This window comes from Pseudomonas sp. GW821-FHT11D10, assembly GCF_058808435.1.
Genome location: NZ_JBXARR010000010.1, coordinates 14,591 through 32,437 on the forward strand (window position 1 = coordinate 14,591; position 17,847 = coordinate 32,437).

A 17,847-nucleotide genomic window follows, 5' to 3' on the forward strand; every position below is an offset into this window, starting at 1 on the left:
ACTCTGTCAGACGAATCTTGCGATTCGAAGGCCTGCAGGGTAAAACCTCGACTTAACTAGAGGTCAAGGGGCAATTGGCAAATGATCACTGCGGAAAATGTGCACAAGCAACTGACCGTCGGCGAAGTCGCGGCCCGCAGTGGTGTCGCCGTTACCGCCCTGCATTTCTATGAATCCAAAGGTTTGATCAAAAGCCAGCGCAATGCCGGCAACCAGCGGCGTTATCCACGGGAAGTGCTGCGGCGGGTGGCGCTGATCAAGGTGGCGCAACGCCTGGGCATTCCGCTGGCGGAAATCGGCGAGGCACTTAAACAGCTACCGGACAACCGCGCACCAACGGCAGCGGACTGGAAAGTGTTGTCGGAGCAGTGGCGGCGAGAGCTGGACGAGCGGATCGAACAATTGATGCTGCTGCGGGATCGGCTGACCGGTTGCATCGGTTGCGGATGCCTGTCGATGGAAGCCTGTCCGCTGCGCAATCAGGGCGATGTGCTGGGCGAGCAAGGGCCGGGGGCGCACTTTCTCGACGTTCCCAAGTGAGGGTTCCCGTACCACGGGAACCCCCAATTCGATCCATCAGAAGCCCGGCGCAATCTGCCCTTTGTAACGGGTCAGAATGAACTGACGCACTTCATCGGAATTCAACGCCTTGGCCAGTTTCTGCAGACCCGGATCGTTGATGTTGTCGGGACGCGCGACCAGAAACTCGATGTACAGGCTCTTGCCCTTCTCGACGATCAGCGCGCTGTTGGTGTCGATCCCGGCTTCCAGCGCGTAGTTGGCGAACACGAACGCCAGGTCCACCTGACTCACTGAACGGGCCAGCAAAGCGCCTTCCAGTTCACGGATTTTCAGGTGCTTGGGGTTTTCGACGATGTCGCGCTGGGTTGCCAGCGTGTTGCTCGGATCCTTGAGCTTGATCAGCCCCGCCTCGTGCAGCAGCACCAGGGCACGACCGGTGTTCACCGGGTCATTGGGGATCGACACGCTGGCGCCGTCCTTCAGCTCCGAGATGTTCTTGATCTTGGTCGAGTAAGCGCCGAACGGTTCGATGTGCACGCCGACCACCGGCACCAGATCCGTGTGGCGGGTCTTGTTGAAATCATCGAGAAATGGCCGGTACTGGTAATAGTTGGCGTCGAGGTTTTTCAGCGCCAGTTGCTGGTTGGGCTGGATGAAGTCGGTGAAGACCTTGATGTCCAGATCCACGCCTTCCTTGGCCAGGGTCGGTTTGACGAACTCGAGGATTTCCGCGTGCGGCACCGGGGTGGCGCCGACGATCAGTTTTTCGTTGGCATGGGCGCCGAACGACAGAACGGCAGCCAGTACGGCCAGGGTCTTTTTCATGCTGTGCTCCAAGGCAGATTTGAGTGGCCGTCGTGGGGTGAACGTGGGGCCTTTTATGGGTTGAAACTGTTTTGTCAGCGTCGGCTGTAGTGCGCCACCAGGCGGTCGCCGGTCATTTGCAGGGCCTGCACCAGAATCAGCAGCAACACCACGGTGACCACCATCACGTCGGTCTGAAAGCGCTGGTATCCGTAGCGGATCGCCAGATCGCCGAGCCCGCCGCCACCGATCACGCCGGCCATCGCCGTGTAATCCACCAGCACGATGGCGGTGACCGTCACCGCCGCCAGCAACCCGCCGCGGGCTTCCGGCAACAGGGTGTGGCGAATGATCTGCCAGGTGTTGGCGCCCATCGCCTGGGTCGCCTCGACCACGCCTCGATCGACTTCGCGCAACGCGGTTTCCACCAGTCGCGCAAAGAACGGAGTGCAACCGACCACCAGCGGCGGAATCGTTCCGGGCACGCCCAGCGAGGTGCCCACCAGCAACGTGGTCAGCGGAATCAGCACGATCAGCAGAATGATGAACGGCAGCGAACGCAGCATGTTCACGATCACCGACAGCACCCGGTACAAGCCGACCGTTTCATGCAACTGGCGCTTGCCGGTGAGAAACAGCAGCAGCCCCAGCGGCAGGCCCAGCAACACCGTGAACAGCAGCGCCGCGCCGAGCATGCTCAGGGTGTCGAGACAGGCCTGGGCGATGTCGGCCCAGTAAATGTTTTTGAACCACTGGGCCATGATCAGGACCAGTCGTGACGCGGCGGTTTGACGCCGTTGAGCAGCCAGTTGCCGACCACGTGGTACTTCCAGCGCACCGGGTCATGCAGGGTGTGCACCCGGGCGTTGCGCCAGTGGCGGTCGAAGTTGTGCTTCTTCAGGGTCGAGCGGGTGCCACCGAGCTCGAACAGTTTGTTGCTGGCCTCGATGGCGATTTCGGTGGTCAGCACTTTGGCCTTGGCCACGGCCAGGGACGCCAGTGCGACGTTGTCTTCATCCGGTGCCGGACGTGCAGCGTCGAGCGCCCAACCCGCGCGTTCGAGCAAGGCTTCGGCGGCTTCCAGACGGATTTCCAGCGCGCCGATCTGAATGATCGTCAGCGGATCTTCGCTGGCCTTGTCCACACCCGCATCGATCCACGGTCGGGCGAACTGGCGGACGAATTCCACGGTATCGCGCAAGGCTGCCCGGGCGATGCCGGCGTCGATGGCGGCGGTGGTCAACTGGGCGAACGGCCCGGCCAGGGTCGGGTTCTCGTAGGAACGGTACGTCGGAAACAGATTGAATGGCGCCACTTGCAGATCTTCCGCCAACACCGTGCCGCTGGAGGTGGTGCGTTGACCGATGCTGTCCCAGTCATCAACGATCACCAGCCCTTTCGTGCCGCGCTCGACAAAGGCCAACTGGCCCTTCTGTTCTTCATCCAGCGCCAGCACCGCCAGCCAGTGGGCGTAGAGCGAACCGGTGCAGTAGCCCTTGCGGCCGTTGATCACGAAGCCATCGCCATAACGGCGGATGGTCGCCTGAATGTCCTGCACGTTCTTGCCGCCGGTTTCCGACAGCGCATTGGCGAAACGATGACCTTGCAGCGCCAACTCAAAGAAATGCGCCTGCTGCGTCGGCGTGCCTTGCAGGCGGATGTCTTCGAGCAGGCAGTAATGGTTTTGCGGGATCTGCCCGAGGGACGGATCGGCGGCGGAAATGATCGCGATCACCTGCGCCAGCACCGCGTAGGACACCTGCGCGCCGCCGTATTCCTTCGGCACTGTGATGCCCCACAGGCCACTGTTGGAATACAGATCGACGATCTCGGCGGGCACTTCGCGACTGCGGTCACGCTCGGCGGCATGTTCCTGCAAGACGGCGGCGACCTGTGCGGCCACGCGCAAGGCTTCGGCGTCGTCGGCGATCCGGTGGGCGGCCGGCGGGTTGATCGGATAAACGGCAGATTCAGACATGGATGACTCTCGGTATCGGTGTTGTACCGGGTCATTGCAGCTTCTGTGCCTGACTGACAGGCCTTGTCTTTCGGGGGTTACAGCGGACTTTCAGGGTATCTGACGATGAAAAACCCGCGCATTCTGTTGCTTCACTGTCGATGGCTGAACAGTGCGGTGGCTGCTCGTCGGCTACTCGGCCATGGCGGCGGCACGGATCTATAGTTGAGCGACCGGCAACCCCGGCGAAGGCACACCTTCAACCTCTAATAAAAACCAGGCAACAAAAAACAGGGAGTACCGCCATGAGCGTCAAACCCATTCCCGAGGGGTATCACAGCATTACCCCGTATCTCGGCATTCACAAAGCTGCCGAAGCCATCGACTTCTATAAAAAGGCGTTCGGTGCCACCGAAGTCATGCGCCTGAGCATGCCCGACGGCGGCATCGGCCACGCCGAACTGCGCATCGGCGACAGCGCAATCATGCTCGGCTCGCCATGCGATCAAGGTCCGTTGAGCAATCCGGACAAAGCAGTGTCGGTCGGTTTGCATCTGTACGTGACCGATGTCGACAAATCCTTTCAGCGCGCACTGGATGCTGGTGCGACCTCGGTGTCCGAGGTCAAGGATCAGTTCTACGGCGACCGCAGCGGGACGTTGAAAGATCCGTACGGGCATCTGTGGTTTCTGGCCACACGCAAGGAAGACCTGACCCAGGCGCAGATCGAGCAGCGGGCGAAGGAGATGTTCCAGCAGGGTTAGCAACGCCGAGTGTCCATTCCCGCGCAACCCGCGGGGATGGGTGAACACGATTCATGAACCGTCGAACCACGCTTCACCTCTTGTCATGAACGCCCGGCGATTTCAGGATGCAGGCCACCCGCCTGAATAAAGGATCACCCGATGTTTGCCGGATTCGTCAAAGAACAGCGCCACGTCAACGGTGTGGACATCAGCTACCGCATCAAAGGCAGCGGCCCGGGCCTGCTGCTGTTGCACGGGCACCCGCAGACCCACGTCATCTGGCACAAGATCGCCGAACAACTGGCGGAGCATTTCACCGTGGTCGCCGCCGACCTGCGCGGTTATGGCGACAGCAGCCGCCCGCCGCCGGATGAGGCTCACCTCAATTACTCCAAGCGCGAGATGGCCCGCGACGGCGTGCAATTGATGAAGGCGTTGGGTTTCGAGCAGTTCTCGATCCTTGCCCATGACCGTGGCGCGCGAGTCGCCCATCGCCTGGCGCTCGATCATCCCGCCGTCGTGCAGCGCATGGTCCTGCTCGACATCGCGCCGACGCTGGCGATGTACAGCCAGACCAATGAAGCCTTCGCCCGAGCCTACTGGCACTGGTTCTTCCTGATCCGCCCGGCGCCGTTGCCGGAAACCCTGATCGAAGCCGATCCCGAAGGTTATCTGCGCAGCGTCATGGGCAGCCGCAGCGCCGGACTTGCGCCCTTTACCGACGAGGCATTCAGCGAATACCGGCGTTGCCTGGAACGTCCCGGCAGTGCTCGGGGGATCTGCGAGGATTACCGCGCCAGTGCCGGCATCGACCTGGAACATGACCGCGCCGACCTCGCGGCCAACCGTCACCTGAACCTGCCGTTACTGGTGCTGTGGGGCGCCGAGGGCACCGTCGGTCGCTGCTTCGATCCGCTGAGGGAATGGCAACAGGTTGCCACCGACGTACGGGGCAACGCGCTGCCAGCCGGGCATTACCTCGCCGAAGAAGTGCCCGAATTGGTGCTGGCCGAAGCACTCGATTTTCTCCGCTGATTCCCCTCCTTCAATCCGACGGCATGAGCCGTCGGACTGCTTAGCCTTCCCGGCAGAAATCTGTCCACCTGGCAGCAACCTGCAATCGCGAAACATTTACTTTCATATCGTTTATCGGGATTTGCTTCGGTCATCCGTCTTATAGAGATGCGGGCCGGTCGCGTAGGCAAAAGCCACGACGGGCCCTTCAGGGACTCCCGCGCTGCGAAGCCCGTAGCGGCCGAGTCCTCTCACCGAATCAAGACCTTCATCATGTCGAAGAAATCCCGCTCGAAACTGTGGTTCCTGGTACACAGCTGGCTGGCATTGCCAATCTGGTTTTTTGTCCTGATTGTCTGCGTCACCGGCACCCTGGCGGTGGTCAGCCAGGAAATTGTCTGGCTGGTGAATCCGCAAATGCGCGCCACCCAACCATCGGACGATGCCCCGCTGCTGGGTTATGACCAGATCATCAGCGCGATCAAGACCGCCGAACCACAGTTGCTGGTCGAACGCATCAGTCGTCCCGACGAAGCGCATTTCGCGCTGGAAGTGAACGTCAGTCAGCCTGACGGGCGCTCGGTGACGGTCTACGTCAACCCTTACACCGGTGTGATCCAGGGCACCGCGCCAGACTTCAATTTCCGGGCCTTCACCCGAGCCTTGCATGGCTGGTGGCTGGTGCCGTTCACCAACGGTTACAGCTGGGGCTGGTATCTGGTGTCCTTCCTGGCGCTGCCGATGCTGGCTTCGCTGGTGACCGGGCTGGTGGTCTACAAACGGTTCTGGAAGGGCTTTTTCAGCCCGACCCTGCGCCTGCGTCACGGTGCGCGGATATTCTGGGGCGATTTCCACCGTCTCAGCGGCATCTGGTCGATCTGGTTTATCGCGGTGATCTCCGTCACCGCCGTGTGGTTTCTGATCGAAGCCATTCTTTCGGACAACCACATCTCCATCTCCAGCGAACCGGTCATCGCAGCCATGTCTCGTGAAGGCGTACCGTTGTCTGCCGATGGTTCGCCTCCGCCACGGGTCAGTCTGGACCGCGCCGTCGAAATCGCCCGGCAACGGATTCCCGGGTTCGAAGCCAGCACCATCAACCTGCCCGGCAACGCCTACAGCCATCTCGATATCCGGGGGCGCGGCTGGTATCCGCTGATGTTCCAGTCAGCCACGCTCAACCCTTACAGCGGTGAAGTGGCAGCCTCGCGGCTGCTCTCCGACCGGACCTCCCTGGAGTTCGTCACCGAATCCATGCGTCCGCTGCACACCGGCGACTTCGGTGGACTGTGGATCAAGCTGATCTGGTTCTTCTTCGGACTGGTGCTGAGCATGATGGTCCTCAGCGGGCTCTTGATCTGGACCAAGCGAACCGCGCTGGCGACCGCCAACGCCCTCAAGCGCGAGCACAAGAAACAGCGCGTTCGGGCACAACCGGCCCTGCAGCGTGAACCGTCGGAGGCCAACCTGTGAGCAAGTCCACCACCGTGGTTCAACCTTCACGACTGAGCGTGATCTGGCACAAATGGCGCTTCCACATCAACGTGCTGCTGTTGCTGATTCCGCTGGGATTCATGCCCAGGTATTTCGCCGACCAGGCTCTGTTTCGCGGCGACAGCGGACTGGGCGAACGCGAGATCGGCGAAGTCCAGGTGGGTCCCTGGAGTCTGCGGCTGGCCGAGTTTCGCAACGAAGCACCGCTTCCCGACGGCGCAGCCGGCTATCTGAAAGGGTTTAGCGCCGCGCTGTGCGAGGCCTGTGTCGAACAGGTCAAGGCCACCTACCTGCGTATCGGCAAGCCGCGCAGTCTGCGCGCCGCGGGTTCGATCTTCTTCGGCACGCCTTACAGCATGGGTACGCAGATGCCCGTCCCGGACAAAACCAGAGCCGACGCCGAACTGTGGATCACCATGGAAGGCTGGGACGGCAGCATGCACCAAGCCTCGATTCCGCTGAGCCAGGCCTCCCCCGCCACCGTTGCCTGGCTGAACAAACAAGGAGCCAAACCATGAGCCACCCTTCCCGCTTGAACATGAGCGTTGCATTGCTGGCGCTGTGCGCCGGTTTCAGCGCCAGCGCCCTGGCCCACAACCCGATGTGCGAGTGCAAGGCCATCGACGCCGAGCAGATCAAGTGCACTGGCGGCTTCTCCGACGGCAGCGGCGCACCGGGGGTGACCCTCGATGTGATCGGCTACGACGAAACCATTCTGGTGCCGGGCAAGCTCGGTGCCGATTCGACCCTGACCTTCAAGAAACCCGGCGCCGAGTTCTACGTGCTGTTCGACGCCGGCCCCGGCCACGTGGTCGAAATCGACCAAGCGGATATCGAAGCCCCATGACCACGCCGACCACTCAAGTTGTTCGCCCCGCCGGCGCCGGCCATGAAACCCTCAATGTGCTGCTGATGTGCCTGCTGATCCTCGCGGTCGCCGGATCGGTAGTCGCATGGCGCGGCGTCTCCCACGAACCGGAGCCGGTTTCCAGCCATCAGCTGGATGCCCGCCGCGATCTCGGCGCCAGTGAGCAAGGCATCTATGCCGACTTGCGCGTGACCCTCGATGAGATCCACCTGCTGCGCGAAGAACAGCAAACGCTGCCGACCCCGCAGAACCTGGCGGACGAAGGTTTCGCCCCGTTTGCCCAGGACGCCAGCTCGGTCAGTCGTGGTGGTCATGCCTGGCAGTTGCTGGCCGACCGCGCCTACTTCGGCCACAGCCAGGCACCGGCTGTGGCCGGTTCGTTTCTGATGCGCCTGAACGACGCAGCGCCGGATATCTGGCTCAACCGCGCCACCGACCTGCAAGCGCCGACAGACCTGTCCGACGCAGCGCTGTCCGCCGCCGGCTGGAAACAGATCGTCGCGCAATTCGATGCCGGGGTGACCCGCGAACATCGTCATTGAACCCTCGCCTTCATTCGAGAGAAGACCGCTTGCCCATGCCTAGTTCATCTCAACGCCGTCCTTTCCTGCGCCTGCTGCTGGTCGGCCTGTGCGCCTGCCTGCTGAGCCCGCTGGCCAGCGCCGATCAGGCCAAGCGCCTGCGCATCGGCATCACCCTGCACCCGTATTACAGCTATGTGGCGAACATCGTCGGCGACAAGGCCGAGGTCGTGCCGCTGATTCCGGCCGGCTTCAACCCGCACGCCTACGAGCCGCGAGCCGAAGACATCAAGCGCATCAGCGGGCTGGACGTGATCGTGCTCAACGGCGTCGGCCATGACGACTTCGCCGACCGCATGATCGCCGCCAGCGAAACGCCGAACATCAAGACCATCGAAGCCAACGAAAACGTGCCGTTGCTGGCCGCCACCGGGGTGGCCGCGCGCGGTGCCGGCAAAGTGGTGAACCCGCACACGTTCCTGTCGATCAGCGCCTCGATTGCCCAGGTCAACAACATCGCCCGGGAGCTGGGCAAGCTGGACCCGGACAACGCCAAGACCTACACCCAGAACGCACGCGCCTACGGCAAACGCCTGCGGCAGATGCGCGCCGACGCCTTGGCCAAACTGACCCAGGCGCCGAACGCCGAACTGCGGGTGGCCACGGTGCACGCCGCTTATGACTACCTGCTGCGCGAGTTCGGTCTGGAAGTCACCGCCGTGGTCGAGCCGGCGCACGGCATCGAGCCGAGTCCGAGCCAGTTGAAGAAAACCATCGACCAACTGCGCGAGCTGGACGTGAAAGTGATCTTCTCCGAGATGGATTTCCCGTCCACCTACGTCGAAACCATCCAGCGTGAATCCGGTGTGAAGCTGTACCCGCTGTCGCACATTTCCTACGGCGAATACACCGCCGACAAGTACGAAAAGGAAATGACCAGCAACCTCAACACCGTGGTTCGGGCGATTCAGGAGTCCGGCGCATGACGGCTCAGGAAAACCTCTCAATCACCCATAACGGCCCGACCCTGGATTTCGCCGACGTCAGCCTGACCCTCGGCCGCACGACCATCCTCGACAAGGTCACCTTTCAAGTTCAGCCCGGCAGCGTGCATGCGTTGGTCGGCCCCAACGGCGGCGGCAAGAGCTCGCTGATTAAAACCCTGCTCGGGCAAATGCCCCATCAGGGCCGGCTCAGCCTGCAATGGCCCGGCGAACCCGGCACCATCGGCTACGTGCCGCAGGCGCTGGAGTTCGATCGGGGCCTGCCAATGACCGTCGATGATTTCATGGCTGCCATGTGCCAACGCCGCCCAGCGTTTCTCGGCCTGAGCAAACGCTACGCCGGCGCCATCGGTGAGGCGCTGGAGCGGGTCGGCATGCAGGACAAACGCAAGCGCCGGATGGGCGCGTTGTCCGGCGGTGAGCGCCAGCGAGTGCTGCTCGCTCAAGGCCTGATCCCCGCCCCGCAATTGCTGGTGCTCGATGAACCGATGTCGGCCCTGGACGAAGCCGGGATCCAGGTGTTCGAACGCCTGCTTGGCGACTGGCGCGCGGCGGGCATCACCGTGCTGTGGATCGAGCACGATCTGGAAGCGGTCGGGCGACTGGCCAATCGTGTCACCGGCCTCAACCGCCGGGTGCTGTTCGACGCCACGCCGCAACAGGCCCTGACCCCGGAACGCCTGCTGACCCTGTTCTCGACCCATCCACGGAGCGCTGCCTGATGAGTTACGAAGCCTTTCGTTTGATGGTGCAAGGCTGGGCCTCCTCCGGTTACCTGCCGGAAGCGCTGGCCTACGGGTTTGTGGTCAATGCGTTGCTCGCCGGCCTGCTGATCGGCCCGGTCCTCGGTGGCCTCGGAACGCTGGTGGTGGTCAAGCGCTTCGCGTTTTTCTCCGAAGCGGTGGGCCACGCGGCGTTGACCGGCGTAGCCATCGGTATCCTGCTCGGCGAACCCTACACCGGCCCGTACGGCAGCCTGTTCGGCTACTGCCTGCTGTTCGGAATTTTGCTGAACTACCTGCGCAACCGCACCGGCCTGGCTCCGGACACATTGATTGGCGTGTTCCTGTCGGTCTCTCTCGCTCTGGGTGCCAGCCTGCTGCTGATTCTGGCGGGCAAGATCAACGTGCACATTCTGGAAAACGTACTGTTCGGCTCGGTGCTGACGGTCAACGGTAACGACCTGCTGGTGCTGGCGATTGTCGGCTCGCTGGTCATGGCGCTGGCCCTGCCGCTGTACAACCGGATCATGCTGGCCAGTTTCAACCCGCAGCTGGCGGCGGTGCGCGGCGTCGCGGTGAAGACCCTGGATTACCTGTTCGTGATTCTGGTGACGCTGATCACCGTTGCGGCAGTGAAAGTCATCGGCGCGATTCTGGTCGGTGCATTGCTGGTGATTCCGGCGGCGGCGGCTCGTCTGCTCAGCCAGTCGCTCAAGGGCTTTTTCTGGTGTTCGGTGCTGATCGCCACGGTCAGTACGCTGTGCGGGATTCTCGCGCCGATCGTGTTCGACCTGCCGATTCCGTCCGGCGCCGCGATCATTCTGGTCGCCGGTATCGCCTTCGCCCTCGCCGCGATTGCCCGGGGCGTCGTCCCCAGTCTGAAAGGGAACCTTGGATAAATGGCTTTTTCATTGCGACAACTGACCCTGGCCATCGCCCTCAGCGGCGCGGTTTCGAGCCCTCTGCTGGCTGCCGAAAAACCGTTGCGGGTGCTGGCCTCGTTGCCAATCACCTACGGTCTGGGTGAAGTGCTGCTCAAGGGCACCGACATCAGCCTCGAACGCGCAGCGCCGGCGAATCTGCCGGGCAGCCGCCAGACCGCGTACTTCACCGGACGCGGGGCTCCGGAGCTGAGCAAACTGGCCACCGGCGCCGATGCGGTGATCGGCGTGCGCTCGCTGTGGGCCGATGATCCGCTGTACCCGATTGCCCGACGCAGCAACATCCGCATCATCGAAGTCGATGCCGCCCGCCCGGTGGACGGCGCCCTGCCCGGCATCGCCGTGCAACCGGGGCTGAATGTCGATGGCCTGAACAGCCAGCCGTGGCTGGCCAGCAACAACATGGGGCGCATGGCCGACGTGATGGCGGCGGACCTGGTGCGCCTGGCACCGAAGGACAAGCCGAAGATCGAAGCCAACCTGGCCGCACTGAAACAGCGCCTGCTGAAACTCAGTGCCGACAGCGAGGCGCGTCTGGCCAGTGCCGACAACCTGAGCGTGATGAGCCTGAGCGATCACTTCGGTTACCTGATCGGTAGCCTCAATCTGGAATTGATCGGACAGGATGCGCGGCCGGATGCCGAGTGGACGCCGGAGGATCTGAAAAAACTCACCGCCACCCTGAAAGACAATGACGTGGCGGTGGTGCTGCACCATCGGCAACCGTCGGACGCGGTGAAAGCGGCAATTGCCGAATCGGGCAGTCATCTGCTGGTGCTGAGCACCGATGCGGCGGATCCGGTGGCAGAGCTGGAAGGGAATGTGGATGTGCTGCTCAAGGGCCTGAGCGGCGCGTAACACCAGTCTTGATCGTTCCCACGCAGAGCGTGGGAACGATCACCGTCTGGATGGGAACGATCGACATGAAAAAACCCGCTGACTGTTTCCAGTCCAGCGGGTTTCTTTTTGCCTGAAGACTTACTGTGCAGCCGCTTGCGCTTCCATCTTCTGACGCAGGCTCAGCGGGCGCATGTCGGTCCAGACTTCTTCGATGTAAGCCAGGCATTCCTTTTTCAGGCCGCTCTTGCCGACGGTGCGCCAGCCTTCCGGCACGGCCTTGTAGTCCGGCCAGATCGAGTACTGCTCTTCGTGGTTGACCACGACTTGAAAGAGGATGTCCTCGCGGTCGAATACTGACGTCATGCTGTGTCTCCATCGCTGTAAGGGTGGGCTGCACGACGGGTGCAGCCGGGTATGTAGAAAGAACGTTCGACGCGGCGAAAAATTTACAGGCCGGCGGTCGCGGCGCTCAACGCACGGCCGAAGATCTCGGCGACGCAATCGATTTCGGCGGCGGTGATCACCAGCGGCGGCAGGAATCGCACCACCGCACCGTGTCGCCCGCCCAACTCCAGAATCAGCCCACGCTTGAGGCACTCACGCTGAACCAGCGGCGCCAGACGTGCAAAAGCCGGCGGATGGCCGAGTGCGTCCGGCGTGCCGTTCGGATCGACCAGCTCGACACCGAGCATCAGGCCACGACCACGAATGTCGCCCAGTTGCGGGAAATCACGCTGCAGGATGTGCAAGTGCTCGCTCAGGCGTTCGCCCATGGCGGCGGCGTGTTCGCAGACCTTGTGCTCAACCAGATAACGCATCACCGCAGAGCCAGCAGCCATCGCCATCTGGTTGCCACGGAACGTACCGGCGTGGGCACCCGGCTGCCAGGTGTCGAGCCAGTCGCGATAAACCACCACCGCCAGCGGCAGGCTGCCGCCGATGGCTTTTGACAGCACCACCACGTCCGGGGTGATGCCGGCGTGTTCGAAGGCAAACATCTTGCCGGTACGGGCGAAACCGCTCTGGATTTCGTCGATGATCAGCGCCACGCCGGCCTTTTCAGTGATGCGGCGCAGACCGCGCAGCCACTCGATGTCCGCCGGGATCACACCGCCCTCGCCCTGCACCGCTTCAACGATGACTGCCGCCGGCAATTGCACGCCGGCCTCGGGATCATTGAGCAGGTTTTCCAGATAACTCAGGTTGGCCTTCACGCCCGCCGCGCCACCGAGCCCGAACGGGCAGCGGTAGTCGTAAGGGAAAGGCATGAATTGCACGCCGTTGCTGAGCAATGCGCCCAACGGTTTCTTCGGACCGAGGCTGCCCATCAGGCTCAAGGCCCCCTGGCTCATGCCGTGGTAACCGCCGGAGAACGACAGCACGGTGCTGCGCCCGGTGGCGGTGCGCACCAGTTTCAGCGCGGCTTCCACCGCGTCGGTGCCGGTCGGGCCGCAGAACTGGATTTTCGCTTCCTTGGCCAGTGCAGGCGGCAGCAGACCGAACAGGTCCTGAACAAACTGGTCTTTCACCGGCGTGGTCAGGTCCAGCGTATGCAGCGGCAGCTCATCGGCCAGCACCTGCTGAATCGCTTCGATCACCACCGGGTGGTTATGCCCCAGCGCCAGAGTGCCGGCACCCGCCAGGCAATCGATGAAGGTACGGCCTTCGACGTCTTCGACGTACAGGCCCTTGGCGCGCTTCAGCGCCAGCGGAATCCGTCGCGGATAGCTGCGGGCATTGGATTCCTGCTGGCTCTGACGGGCCAGCAGCGGCGACTCATTGAATTGATACAGCGTTTCAGCCGGCGCGGAGGCGATCCGGGCCGACGACTCTTCGATAAGGCTGGTGGCGACTGACATCTCTCGACCCCTCAATACGCTATGGATAGTGACCAAAACTGCACACCGGGCAGGTGCGCGTTCCGGTCGCGGGGCGCACATGCTGGTTTTCCTGTTCTGGAAACGCACCAGCGTGTCGAGGATTTACACCCTTGATCGAATGTCAGGCCGACAATCCCAGCGGCTTGTGCATCGGCAGGCTCAAAACGCCGTGATGCGTGAAGGCAGACGCCGCTTCGCGATACCCCAGACGCCGGTAGAACGCCTCGCCGGTGCGCGTGCTGGCGAGCGTGACGCAAGGCCGACCGCGAACCCGCAGCCAACCCTCGAGATCACCCATCAGCGCGCGGCCCGCGCCTCGGCGAAACCACTCCGGTTGCACATGACAGAACGTGACCTCGCCATTGGCTGCCGCCATGCCGACGCCGACCGGCTTATCGTGAAGAAGCGCGATATTCAGATAGAGATGCGGATCGGCGAGCCAGCCGCTGATGTGTTCCGCCGATTGTCGGCGGACCCAGTGGTCAACCAGTTGGGGATCGTTGCGATGGTCGAGCGCGCAACCGACGCGGATCGAACGCTCGAGAATCCGGCTGATGATGCCGGCATCGGCGGGAGTGGCGGGACAAATGTAGACGGGTGCTTCCATGGCGCTGTTTCCCTCAATCCATTGAGTCAAAGGCTGGGGCGACAATAACGTCGCGGCCGGCGGATGACTAATGGAGAGAGGTTACATTTGATGTGCCTGGCAAAATATCAGACCGGTTGCAGCGGCATGGTCAGCTCGACCCGCAAACCATCCGGGCGGCTGTCGAAATGCAGGGTGCAGGCGCAACGTTGAACGATGGCCTGGACAATCGCCAGACCCAATCCGCAGCCGTTGCTCTGGCCATTGCGCCAGAAGCGCTGGGTCAGATGTTGCAGATCGTCTGGGGCAATCCCCGGCCCATGATCGCGCACCACGAAACGCACGTGGGTGGCGGAGGTTTCCAGGCTCAGCTCCACCGCGCCGTCGGTCGGGGTATGCCGCAGGGCGTTGTCCAGCAGGTTGCGCAGGGCTGCGATCGACAACACCGCCGGCATTTGCAGGGGCGCACCGGACAAGTGTTCAGGCAGGTGCAACCTGATCCGCTGGCGCTGGTCGCTGGCCGAGTCCTGAATCGCCAGCTTCGCCACCTGTTCGGCACTGCATTGCACACCGTCGTCGAACGACAGACTGCCCTCGACCCGCGCCAGCAACAGCAATTGCTCAAGAGTCCGGTGCAGGCGATCGGCGCCCTCCTCGGCCCGGGCCAGAGACTGATCGCGGGCGTTGCCTTCGGTCATGCGCGCCACTTGCAGGTGGGTCTTGATCGCCGTCAGCGGACTTCGCAGTTCATGGGCGGCATCGCCAGTCAGGCGACGTTCGCGTTCGATGGTCTTACCGATGCGCTGGAACAGCTGGTTCTGGGTTTCGAGCAGCGGTTTCAGTTCGCTGGGGAATGACTGCAACTGCAACGGTTCGAGCGAGTCGGCATTGCGGCGCATCAAGGCTTCACGCAAGCGATTGAGCGGCGCCAGGCCCTGGCCGATCCCCAGCCACAACAGGCACAGGCAGCCAAGCAGCGCCACGCCGACCGGCACCGAGGCCGCCAGCAGGATCGACATGTTCAGGGCTTCGCGTTCGATCACCCGGTCTGCGGTGGTGATCCGCACATCGCCCCGGGCCAGGGTGAAGCTGCGCCATGGCGCGCCATCGATCATCTGATCGTGGAAGCCCATCTTCTGGGCTTCCAGTGCCTGTTCCGGATTATTGTGGCTGCGGGCGAGGATTTCCCCGCGCAGCGAACTGACCTGACAGGCCATGCCGCCGGGAATGTTCAACTGCTCGGCGCTGAAGTGGGTGCCTTCGCCTTTGCTCGGGATTGCGGGCAATTGCTCCAGCAACCCGGCGACCATCCGCGCCGACGCCACCAGGCGCTGGTCGAGGGAAAACATCATCTGGTTGCGCAGATCGCTGAGCATCCAGGCGGCCGCCAGTGCCCAGATCAGCGCGAACGCGGCGCCGAGGGTCAGGCTCAGACGCAGGCGCAAACTCATCACTTGTCAGGTTCTCCACCATCGGCCGGCCCCAGGCGATAGCCCAGGCCACGCACGGTTTCGACGATGCCCTTGCCCAGCTTGCTGCGCAGGTGATGGATGTGCACGTTGAGCGCATTGCTTTCCAGTTCATCGTTGAAACCGTAGACGCTGTCCTTCAACTGCTCGGTGGACAGCACCCGGCCACGGTTATGCAGCAAGGCCTGCAACAACGACTGTTCGCGCCGGGATAGGTCAATCGAGCGGCCTGCCAACGTGGTTTCGCGGCTGCTCGGATCATAGGTCAGCGCACCGTGTTCGATCAGGTTGACGCTGCGCCCGGCCACCCGGCGCAACAGGGTTTGCAGACGGGCGAACAACTCGCGCAAATCGAACGGCTTGAGCAGGTAGTCGTCGGCACCAGACTGCAAACCATCGACACGGTCGGTGACCGAATCCCGCGCGGTGAGAATCAGCACCGGAATTTCCAGCCCCTGCTGACGCAGTTGTTGCAGCAGTTTGAGGCCGTCTTCGTCCGGCAACCCGAGATCGAGCACCATCACGTCGAATTCGGCAACCTTGAGGATCGCCCGCGCCTTGGAGGCGGTGTTGACGTGCTCGACCGTCAGGCCTTGCGCCGTCAGCCCGGCGACGATGCCGCTGGCGATCAACTCGTCGTCTTCGCAAACCAGTACGTGCATGGGAACTCCATCGGCAAAATGCAAGGAAAACAACTGAGGATTAAGCCGTAATTATGGCAAACACCACAACCAATGAAAAATCTGCCTGCCCTCCGACCAGCCGAACCAGGCAAGTAGCTGATTTAAACTTCATACACGAGCAAGAAGAATCACTCTGAAACAGAGATATTGCACTCTGCAATTCTAACAAACCACTCAACAAGATAATCTCACCATTCAAAACCATGCCAATACGGCATAACCAACAAACCACTTGAAGCATATCAACATGAGCCATTTGAAAAACTTTACTGCTGTTGACTGGCGCCAAGGTGCGGATCGAATTTATTTTTTCTTCAAGGACTCCAATACTTATAGTCGCTTCGACATAGGTGATAACTGTGTAGACAGAAGCGTTTACCCCTCACCGATTACCGGAAACTGGGGAAGTTTTAACAAGCATGCCAAAAATCTGCGTTTCGGCTTCACCACCACAGCCATTGACTGGAGTGGGATCGATGGCGATCAACTCTGGTTGTTTTACGATGATGGCGGCACGCCAATGGTCTGCAAATACTCTCAGCGCACTGATAAAGTTCACTCGCTCATCCCTGTCTCAAGGTCCATCTGGGCGCCACTGACGCCTTACTTTGACCGGATTGTCGGCGTCATGTGGAGGGAAGACATTGGTTTCAAAGATTTGTTCTGGGTGTTACTCAACGACGGCAATTACATTAACTACAACACCAGCACCCATAAACTCCAGGTCTTGCCGCTCCTCGGCTCGCCATGGAGCAATATCGAAAAATACAAAGACCGAATAATCACAGCGGTGCTCAATGACCACCCTTTGACCAACTCGTACTTTTATATATTTCTAACCGGCAATGAGTACTTGCGCTATAACACAAGCAATACAAAAGTCACGGGACCCTTTCCAGTAGATGAAGGAAATTGGCCGGGGCTGTTAGTGTAACAAGGATTTTACACATCGATTCCACCCTGGCACCGTTCAAAGAACGATAGTTCCTTGCCGAACACACCTCGGCTTTTAATTTTCGAATTGAAGGCTCTCATTGACATCACGACAACAGACTTATTTTAAAAATGGTGACCACATGTCGACCCTGAAAAACTTTATTGCAATCGACTGGCGCTCCGGCCTCGACCGGATCTATTTCTTTTTCAAAGATAACGACACCTACTCTCGCTACGACAATGGCGACGGAAAAATACCCGGTGATTATCCCCGACCGATCAAGGGCAGGTGGGGCGCGTTCGATGAACATGCCAAACACCTGCGCTTCGGATTCACTCAAACGTTGGCGGGCGACAAGGACATTATCTGGTTGTTCTTTTACAACGGCGATCTCCCATGGGTCTGTGCCTATGACCAGGACAAAGACAAGGTTGACGCCTTTTACAATCTTTCCAATTCTCTCTGGACGCCAATCCTGCCCTACTTTGACAGAATCGTCGCCGGCACCTGGCTGGAAGCAATCGGATTCGGGAACCTGTTTCGTTTCCTGTTGAGTGACGGAACCCATCTGACATTCGACACCGTAACGCAACAGATGAAACACAATCCAACAGCCGTATTGACCGGGCTTGCACCTTATAAAAACCGCCTCATCACCGCTGCTCAAATTGATCCAACTTTTAGCGACAACCTCTGGTACATCTTCCTGACCGACAACCAGTACGTGGTTTACAACATGCAAAAGGGCCGAGTCGAAGGAGGTGCGAAAAATATCAGTGGCCAATTCGCCGGGTTAACCTGAAAGCTCTGACTGTCTCATCTTTCTGTAATGCCGCAGCTTCTCGCAGGTTCGACGCAT

At 61.1% G+C, this 17,847-nt stretch carries 21 protein-coding genes; 13 read left to right on the forward strand and 8 right to left on the reverse strand.

All coding sequences use genetic code 11. From position 1 onward, the window contains the following. The first annotated feature begins 81 nt into the window (after window positions 1-81). Window positions 82-540 carry a redox-sensitive transcriptional activator SoxR gene (gene soxR / locus AC1RT4_RS24450; RefSeq protein WP_493088519.1) on the forward strand — a complete coding sequence of 153 codons (459 nt, stop codon included), beginning with the start codon at window positions 82-84 and terminating at the stop codon, window positions 538-540. A gap of 36 nt (window positions 541-576) precedes the next feature. Here the strand turns inward: soxR and AC1RT4_RS24455 are convergent, their stop codons facing one another. From AC1RT4_RS24455 to AC1RT4_RS24465, 3 genes are all read right to left on the reverse strand, one after another. Further along, window positions 577-1,347, reverse strand: a complete 771-nt coding sequence (locus AC1RT4_RS24455) for a MetQ/NlpA family ABC transporter substrate-binding protein (RefSeq protein WP_039770347.1) — start codon at window positions 1,345-1,347, stop codon at window positions 577-579. A gap of 74 nt (window positions 1,348-1,421) precedes the next feature. Then, window positions 1,422-2,087 carry a methionine ABC transporter permease gene (locus tag AC1RT4_RS24460; RefSeq protein WP_493088522.1) on the reverse strand — a complete coding sequence of 222 codons (666 nt, stop codon included), beginning with the start codon at window positions 2,085-2,087 and terminating at the stop codon, window positions 1,422-1,424. A 2-nt stretch (window positions 2,088-2,089) separates the two neighbouring features. Next, window positions 2,090-3,304 carry an SfnB family sulfur acquisition oxidoreductase gene (locus AC1RT4_RS24465; protein ID WP_493088524.1) on the reverse strand — a complete coding sequence of 405 codons (1,215 nt, stop codon included), beginning with the start codon at window positions 3,302-3,304 and terminating at the stop codon, window positions 2,090-2,092. Between the two features lie 284 nt (window positions 3,305-3,588). On the opposite strand from AC1RT4_RS24465, the gene AC1RT4_RS24470 reads away from it, so the two are divergent. The 10 genes from AC1RT4_RS24470 to AC1RT4_RS24515 all read left to right on the forward strand — a co-directional run bounded on the left by AC1RT4_RS24470 (window position 3,589) and on the right by AC1RT4_RS24515 (window position 11,451). Beyond that, window positions 3,589-4,047 carry a VOC family protein gene (locus tag AC1RT4_RS24470; protein WP_493088526.1) on the forward strand — a complete coding sequence of 153 codons (459 nt, stop codon included), beginning with the start codon at window positions 3,589-3,591 and terminating at the stop codon, window positions 4,045-4,047. 141 nt (window positions 4,048-4,188) lie between these two features. Beyond that, complete coding sequence (locus tag AC1RT4_RS24475; RefSeq protein WP_493088529.1) at window positions 4,189-5,064, forward strand: alpha/beta fold hydrolase; 876 nt, start codon at window positions 4,189-4,191, stop codon at window positions 5,062-5,064. Window positions 5,065-5,316: 252 nt separating this feature from the next. After that, on the forward strand, window positions 5,317-6,516 hold the full coding sequence (locus tag AC1RT4_RS24480) for a PepSY-associated TM helix domain-containing protein (RefSeq protein ID WP_493088531.1): 1,200 nt from the start codon (window positions 5,317-5,319) through the stop codon (window positions 6,514-6,516). Then, window positions 6,513-7,055: a PA2404 family protein gene (locus tag AC1RT4_RS24485; protein WP_493088533.1), complete on the forward strand. Its 543-nt coding sequence runs from the start codon at window positions 6,513-6,515 to the stop codon at window positions 7,053-7,055. The genes AC1RT4_RS24480 and AC1RT4_RS24485 overlap by 4 nt, the downstream gene beginning before the upstream one ends. 20 nt (window positions 7,056-7,075) lie before the next feature. After that, window positions 7,076-7,384: a hypothetical protein gene (locus AC1RT4_RS24490; RefSeq protein WP_236676411.1), complete on the forward strand. Its 309-nt coding sequence runs from the start codon at window positions 7,076-7,078 to the stop codon at window positions 7,382-7,384. Further along, a complete protein-coding gene (locus tag AC1RT4_RS24495) occupies window positions 7,381-7,947 on the forward strand; it encodes a DUF6162 family protein (protein ID WP_493088535.1) in 567 nt (188 codons plus the stop codon). The genes AC1RT4_RS24490 and AC1RT4_RS24495 overlap by 4 nt, the downstream gene beginning before the upstream one ends. Window positions 7,948-7,982: 35 nt before the next feature. After that, window positions 7,983-8,912: a metal ABC transporter substrate-binding protein gene (locus AC1RT4_RS24500; RefSeq protein ID WP_493088537.1), complete on the forward strand. Its 930-nt coding sequence runs from the start codon at window positions 7,983-7,985 to the stop codon at window positions 8,910-8,912. Next, window positions 8,909-9,652 carry a metal ABC transporter ATP-binding protein gene (locus AC1RT4_RS24505; RefSeq protein ID WP_493088541.1) on the forward strand — a complete coding sequence of 248 codons (744 nt, stop codon included), beginning with the start codon at window positions 8,909-8,911 and terminating at the stop codon, window positions 9,650-9,652. Before AC1RT4_RS24500 ends, AC1RT4_RS24505 begins: the two co-directional genes overlap by 4 nt. After that, window positions 9,652-10,551 (forward strand): metal ABC transporter permease, encoded by a 900-nt coding sequence (locus tag AC1RT4_RS24510; protein ID WP_003226663.1) that lies wholly within the window; start codon window positions 9,652-9,654, stop codon window positions 10,549-10,551. The genes AC1RT4_RS24505 and AC1RT4_RS24510 overlap by 1 nt, the downstream gene beginning before the upstream one ends. Beyond that, window positions 10,552-11,451: a metal ABC transporter substrate-binding protein gene (locus tag AC1RT4_RS24515; protein ID WP_493088544.1), complete on the forward strand. Its 900-nt coding sequence runs from the start codon at window positions 10,552-10,554 to the stop codon at window positions 11,449-11,451. Between the two features lie 120 nt (window positions 11,452-11,571). Here the strand turns inward: AC1RT4_RS24515 and AC1RT4_RS24520 are convergent, their stop codons facing one another. From AC1RT4_RS24520 to AC1RT4_RS24540, 5 genes are all read right to left on the reverse strand, one after another. After that, window positions 11,572-11,796 (reverse strand): MbtH family protein, encoded by a 225-nt coding sequence (locus tag AC1RT4_RS24520; RefSeq protein WP_007917715.1) that lies wholly within the window; start codon window positions 11,794-11,796, stop codon window positions 11,572-11,574. Window positions 11,797-11,879: 83 nt separating this feature from the next. After that, window positions 11,880-13,292 (reverse strand): aspartate aminotransferase family protein, encoded by a 1,413-nt coding sequence (locus AC1RT4_RS24525; protein ID WP_493088547.1) that lies wholly within the window; start codon window positions 13,290-13,292, stop codon window positions 11,880-11,882. Window positions 13,293-13,434: 142 nt separating this feature from the next. Continuing rightward, complete coding sequence (locus tag AC1RT4_RS24530; protein WP_493088549.1) at window positions 13,435-13,920, reverse strand: GNAT family N-acetyltransferase; 486 nt, start codon at window positions 13,918-13,920, stop codon at window positions 13,435-13,437. 107 nt (window positions 13,921-14,027) lie between these two features. Beyond that, the gene (locus tag AC1RT4_RS24535) at window positions 14,028-15,350 is read right to left on the reverse strand and encodes an ATP-binding protein (protein ID WP_493088551.1); all 1,323 of its coding nucleotides are present in this window, start codon (window positions 15,348-15,350) and stop codon (window positions 14,028-14,030) included. Further along, a complete protein-coding gene (locus tag AC1RT4_RS24540) occupies window positions 15,350-16,030 on the reverse strand; it encodes a response regulator (RefSeq protein ID WP_085704475.1) in 681 nt (226 codons plus the stop codon). Before AC1RT4_RS24540 ends, AC1RT4_RS24535 begins: the two co-directional genes overlap by 1 nt. A gap of 268 nt (window positions 16,031-16,298) precedes the next feature. Between AC1RT4_RS24540 and AC1RT4_RS24545 the strand changes: the two genes are divergently transcribed. After that, window positions 16,299-16,985: a hypothetical protein gene (locus tag AC1RT4_RS24545; RefSeq protein WP_493088553.1), complete on the forward strand. Its 687-nt coding sequence runs from the start codon at window positions 16,299-16,301 to the stop codon at window positions 16,983-16,985. A gap of 142 nt (window positions 16,986-17,127) precedes the next feature. Then, on the forward strand, window positions 17,128-17,790 hold the full coding sequence (locus tag AC1RT4_RS24550; protein WP_493088555.1) for a hypothetical protein: 663 nt from the start codon (window positions 17,128-17,130) through the stop codon (window positions 17,788-17,790). Window positions 17,791-17,847: the final 57 nt, after the last annotated feature.

Bases quoted from the DNA above. Each gene is read 5' to 3' on its own strand.
- soxR (WP_493088519.1), top strand. From the start codon at position 82: ATGATCACTGCGGAAAATGTGCACAAGCAACTGACCGTCGGCGAAGTC.
- AC1RT4_RS24455 (WP_039770347.1), bottom strand. From the start codon at position 1,347: ATGAAAAAGACCCTGGCCGTACTGGCTGCCGTTCTGTCGTTCGGCGCC.
- AC1RT4_RS24460 (WP_493088522.1), bottom strand. From the start codon at position 2,087: ATGGCCCAGTGGTTCAAAAACATTTACTGGGCCGACATCGCCCAGGCC.
- AC1RT4_RS24465 (WP_493088524.1), bottom strand. From the start codon at position 3,304: ATGTCTGAATCTGCCGTTTATCCGATCAACCCGCCGGCCGCCCACCGG.
- AC1RT4_RS24470 (WP_493088526.1), top strand. From the start codon at position 3,589: ATGAGCGTCAAACCCATTCCCGAGGGGTATCACAGCATTACCCCGTAT.
- AC1RT4_RS24475 (WP_493088529.1), top strand. From the start codon at position 4,189: ATGTTTGCCGGATTCGTCAAAGAACAGCGCCACGTCAACGGTGTGGAC.
- AC1RT4_RS24480 (WP_493088531.1), top strand. From the start codon at position 5,317: ATGTCGAAGAAATCCCGCTCGAAACTGTGGTTCCTGGTACACAGCTGG.
- AC1RT4_RS24490 (WP_236676411.1), top strand. From the start codon at position 7,076: ATGAGCGTTGCATTGCTGGCGCTGTGCGCCGGTTTCAGCGCCAGCGCC.
- AC1RT4_RS24495 (WP_493088535.1), top strand. From the start codon at position 7,381: ATGACCACGCCGACCACTCAAGTTGTTCGCCCCGCCGGCGCCGGCCAT.
- AC1RT4_RS24500 (WP_493088537.1), top strand. From the start codon at position 7,983: ATGCCTAGTTCATCTCAACGCCGTCCTTTCCTGCGCCTGCTGCTGGTC.
- AC1RT4_RS24505 (WP_493088541.1), top strand. From the start codon at position 8,909: ATGACGGCTCAGGAAAACCTCTCAATCACCCATAACGGCCCGACCCTG.
- AC1RT4_RS24510 (WP_003226663.1), top strand. From the start codon at position 9,652: ATGAGTTACGAAGCCTTTCGTTTGATGGTGCAAGGCTGGGCCTCCTCC.
- AC1RT4_RS24515 (WP_493088544.1), top strand. From the start codon at position 10,552: ATGGCTTTTTCATTGCGACAACTGACCCTGGCCATCGCCCTCAGCGGC.
- AC1RT4_RS24520 (WP_007917715.1), bottom strand. From the start codon at position 11,796: ATGACGTCAGTATTCGACCGCGAGGACATCCTCTTTCAAGTCGTGGTC.
- AC1RT4_RS24525 (WP_493088547.1), bottom strand. From the start codon at position 13,292: ATGTCAGTCGCCACCAGCCTTATCGAAGAGTCGTCGGCCCGGATCGCC.
- AC1RT4_RS24530 (WP_493088549.1), bottom strand. From the start codon at position 13,920: ATGGAAGCACCCGTCTACATTTGTCCCGCCACTCCCGCCGATGCCGGC.
- AC1RT4_RS24535 (WP_493088551.1), bottom strand. From the start codon at position 15,350: ATGAGTTTGCGCCTGCGTCTGAGCCTGACCCTCGGCGCCGCGTTCGCG.
- AC1RT4_RS24540 (WP_085704475.1), bottom strand. From the start codon at position 16,030: ATGCACGTACTGGTTTGCGAAGACGACGAGTTGATCGCCAGCGGCATC.
- AC1RT4_RS24545 (WP_493088553.1), top strand. From the start codon at position 16,299: ATGAGCCATTTGAAAAACTTTACTGCTGTTGACTGGCGCCAAGGTGCG.
- AC1RT4_RS24550 (WP_493088555.1), top strand. From the start codon at position 17,128: ATGTCGACCCTGAAAAACTTTATTGCAATCGACTGGCGCTCCGGCCTC.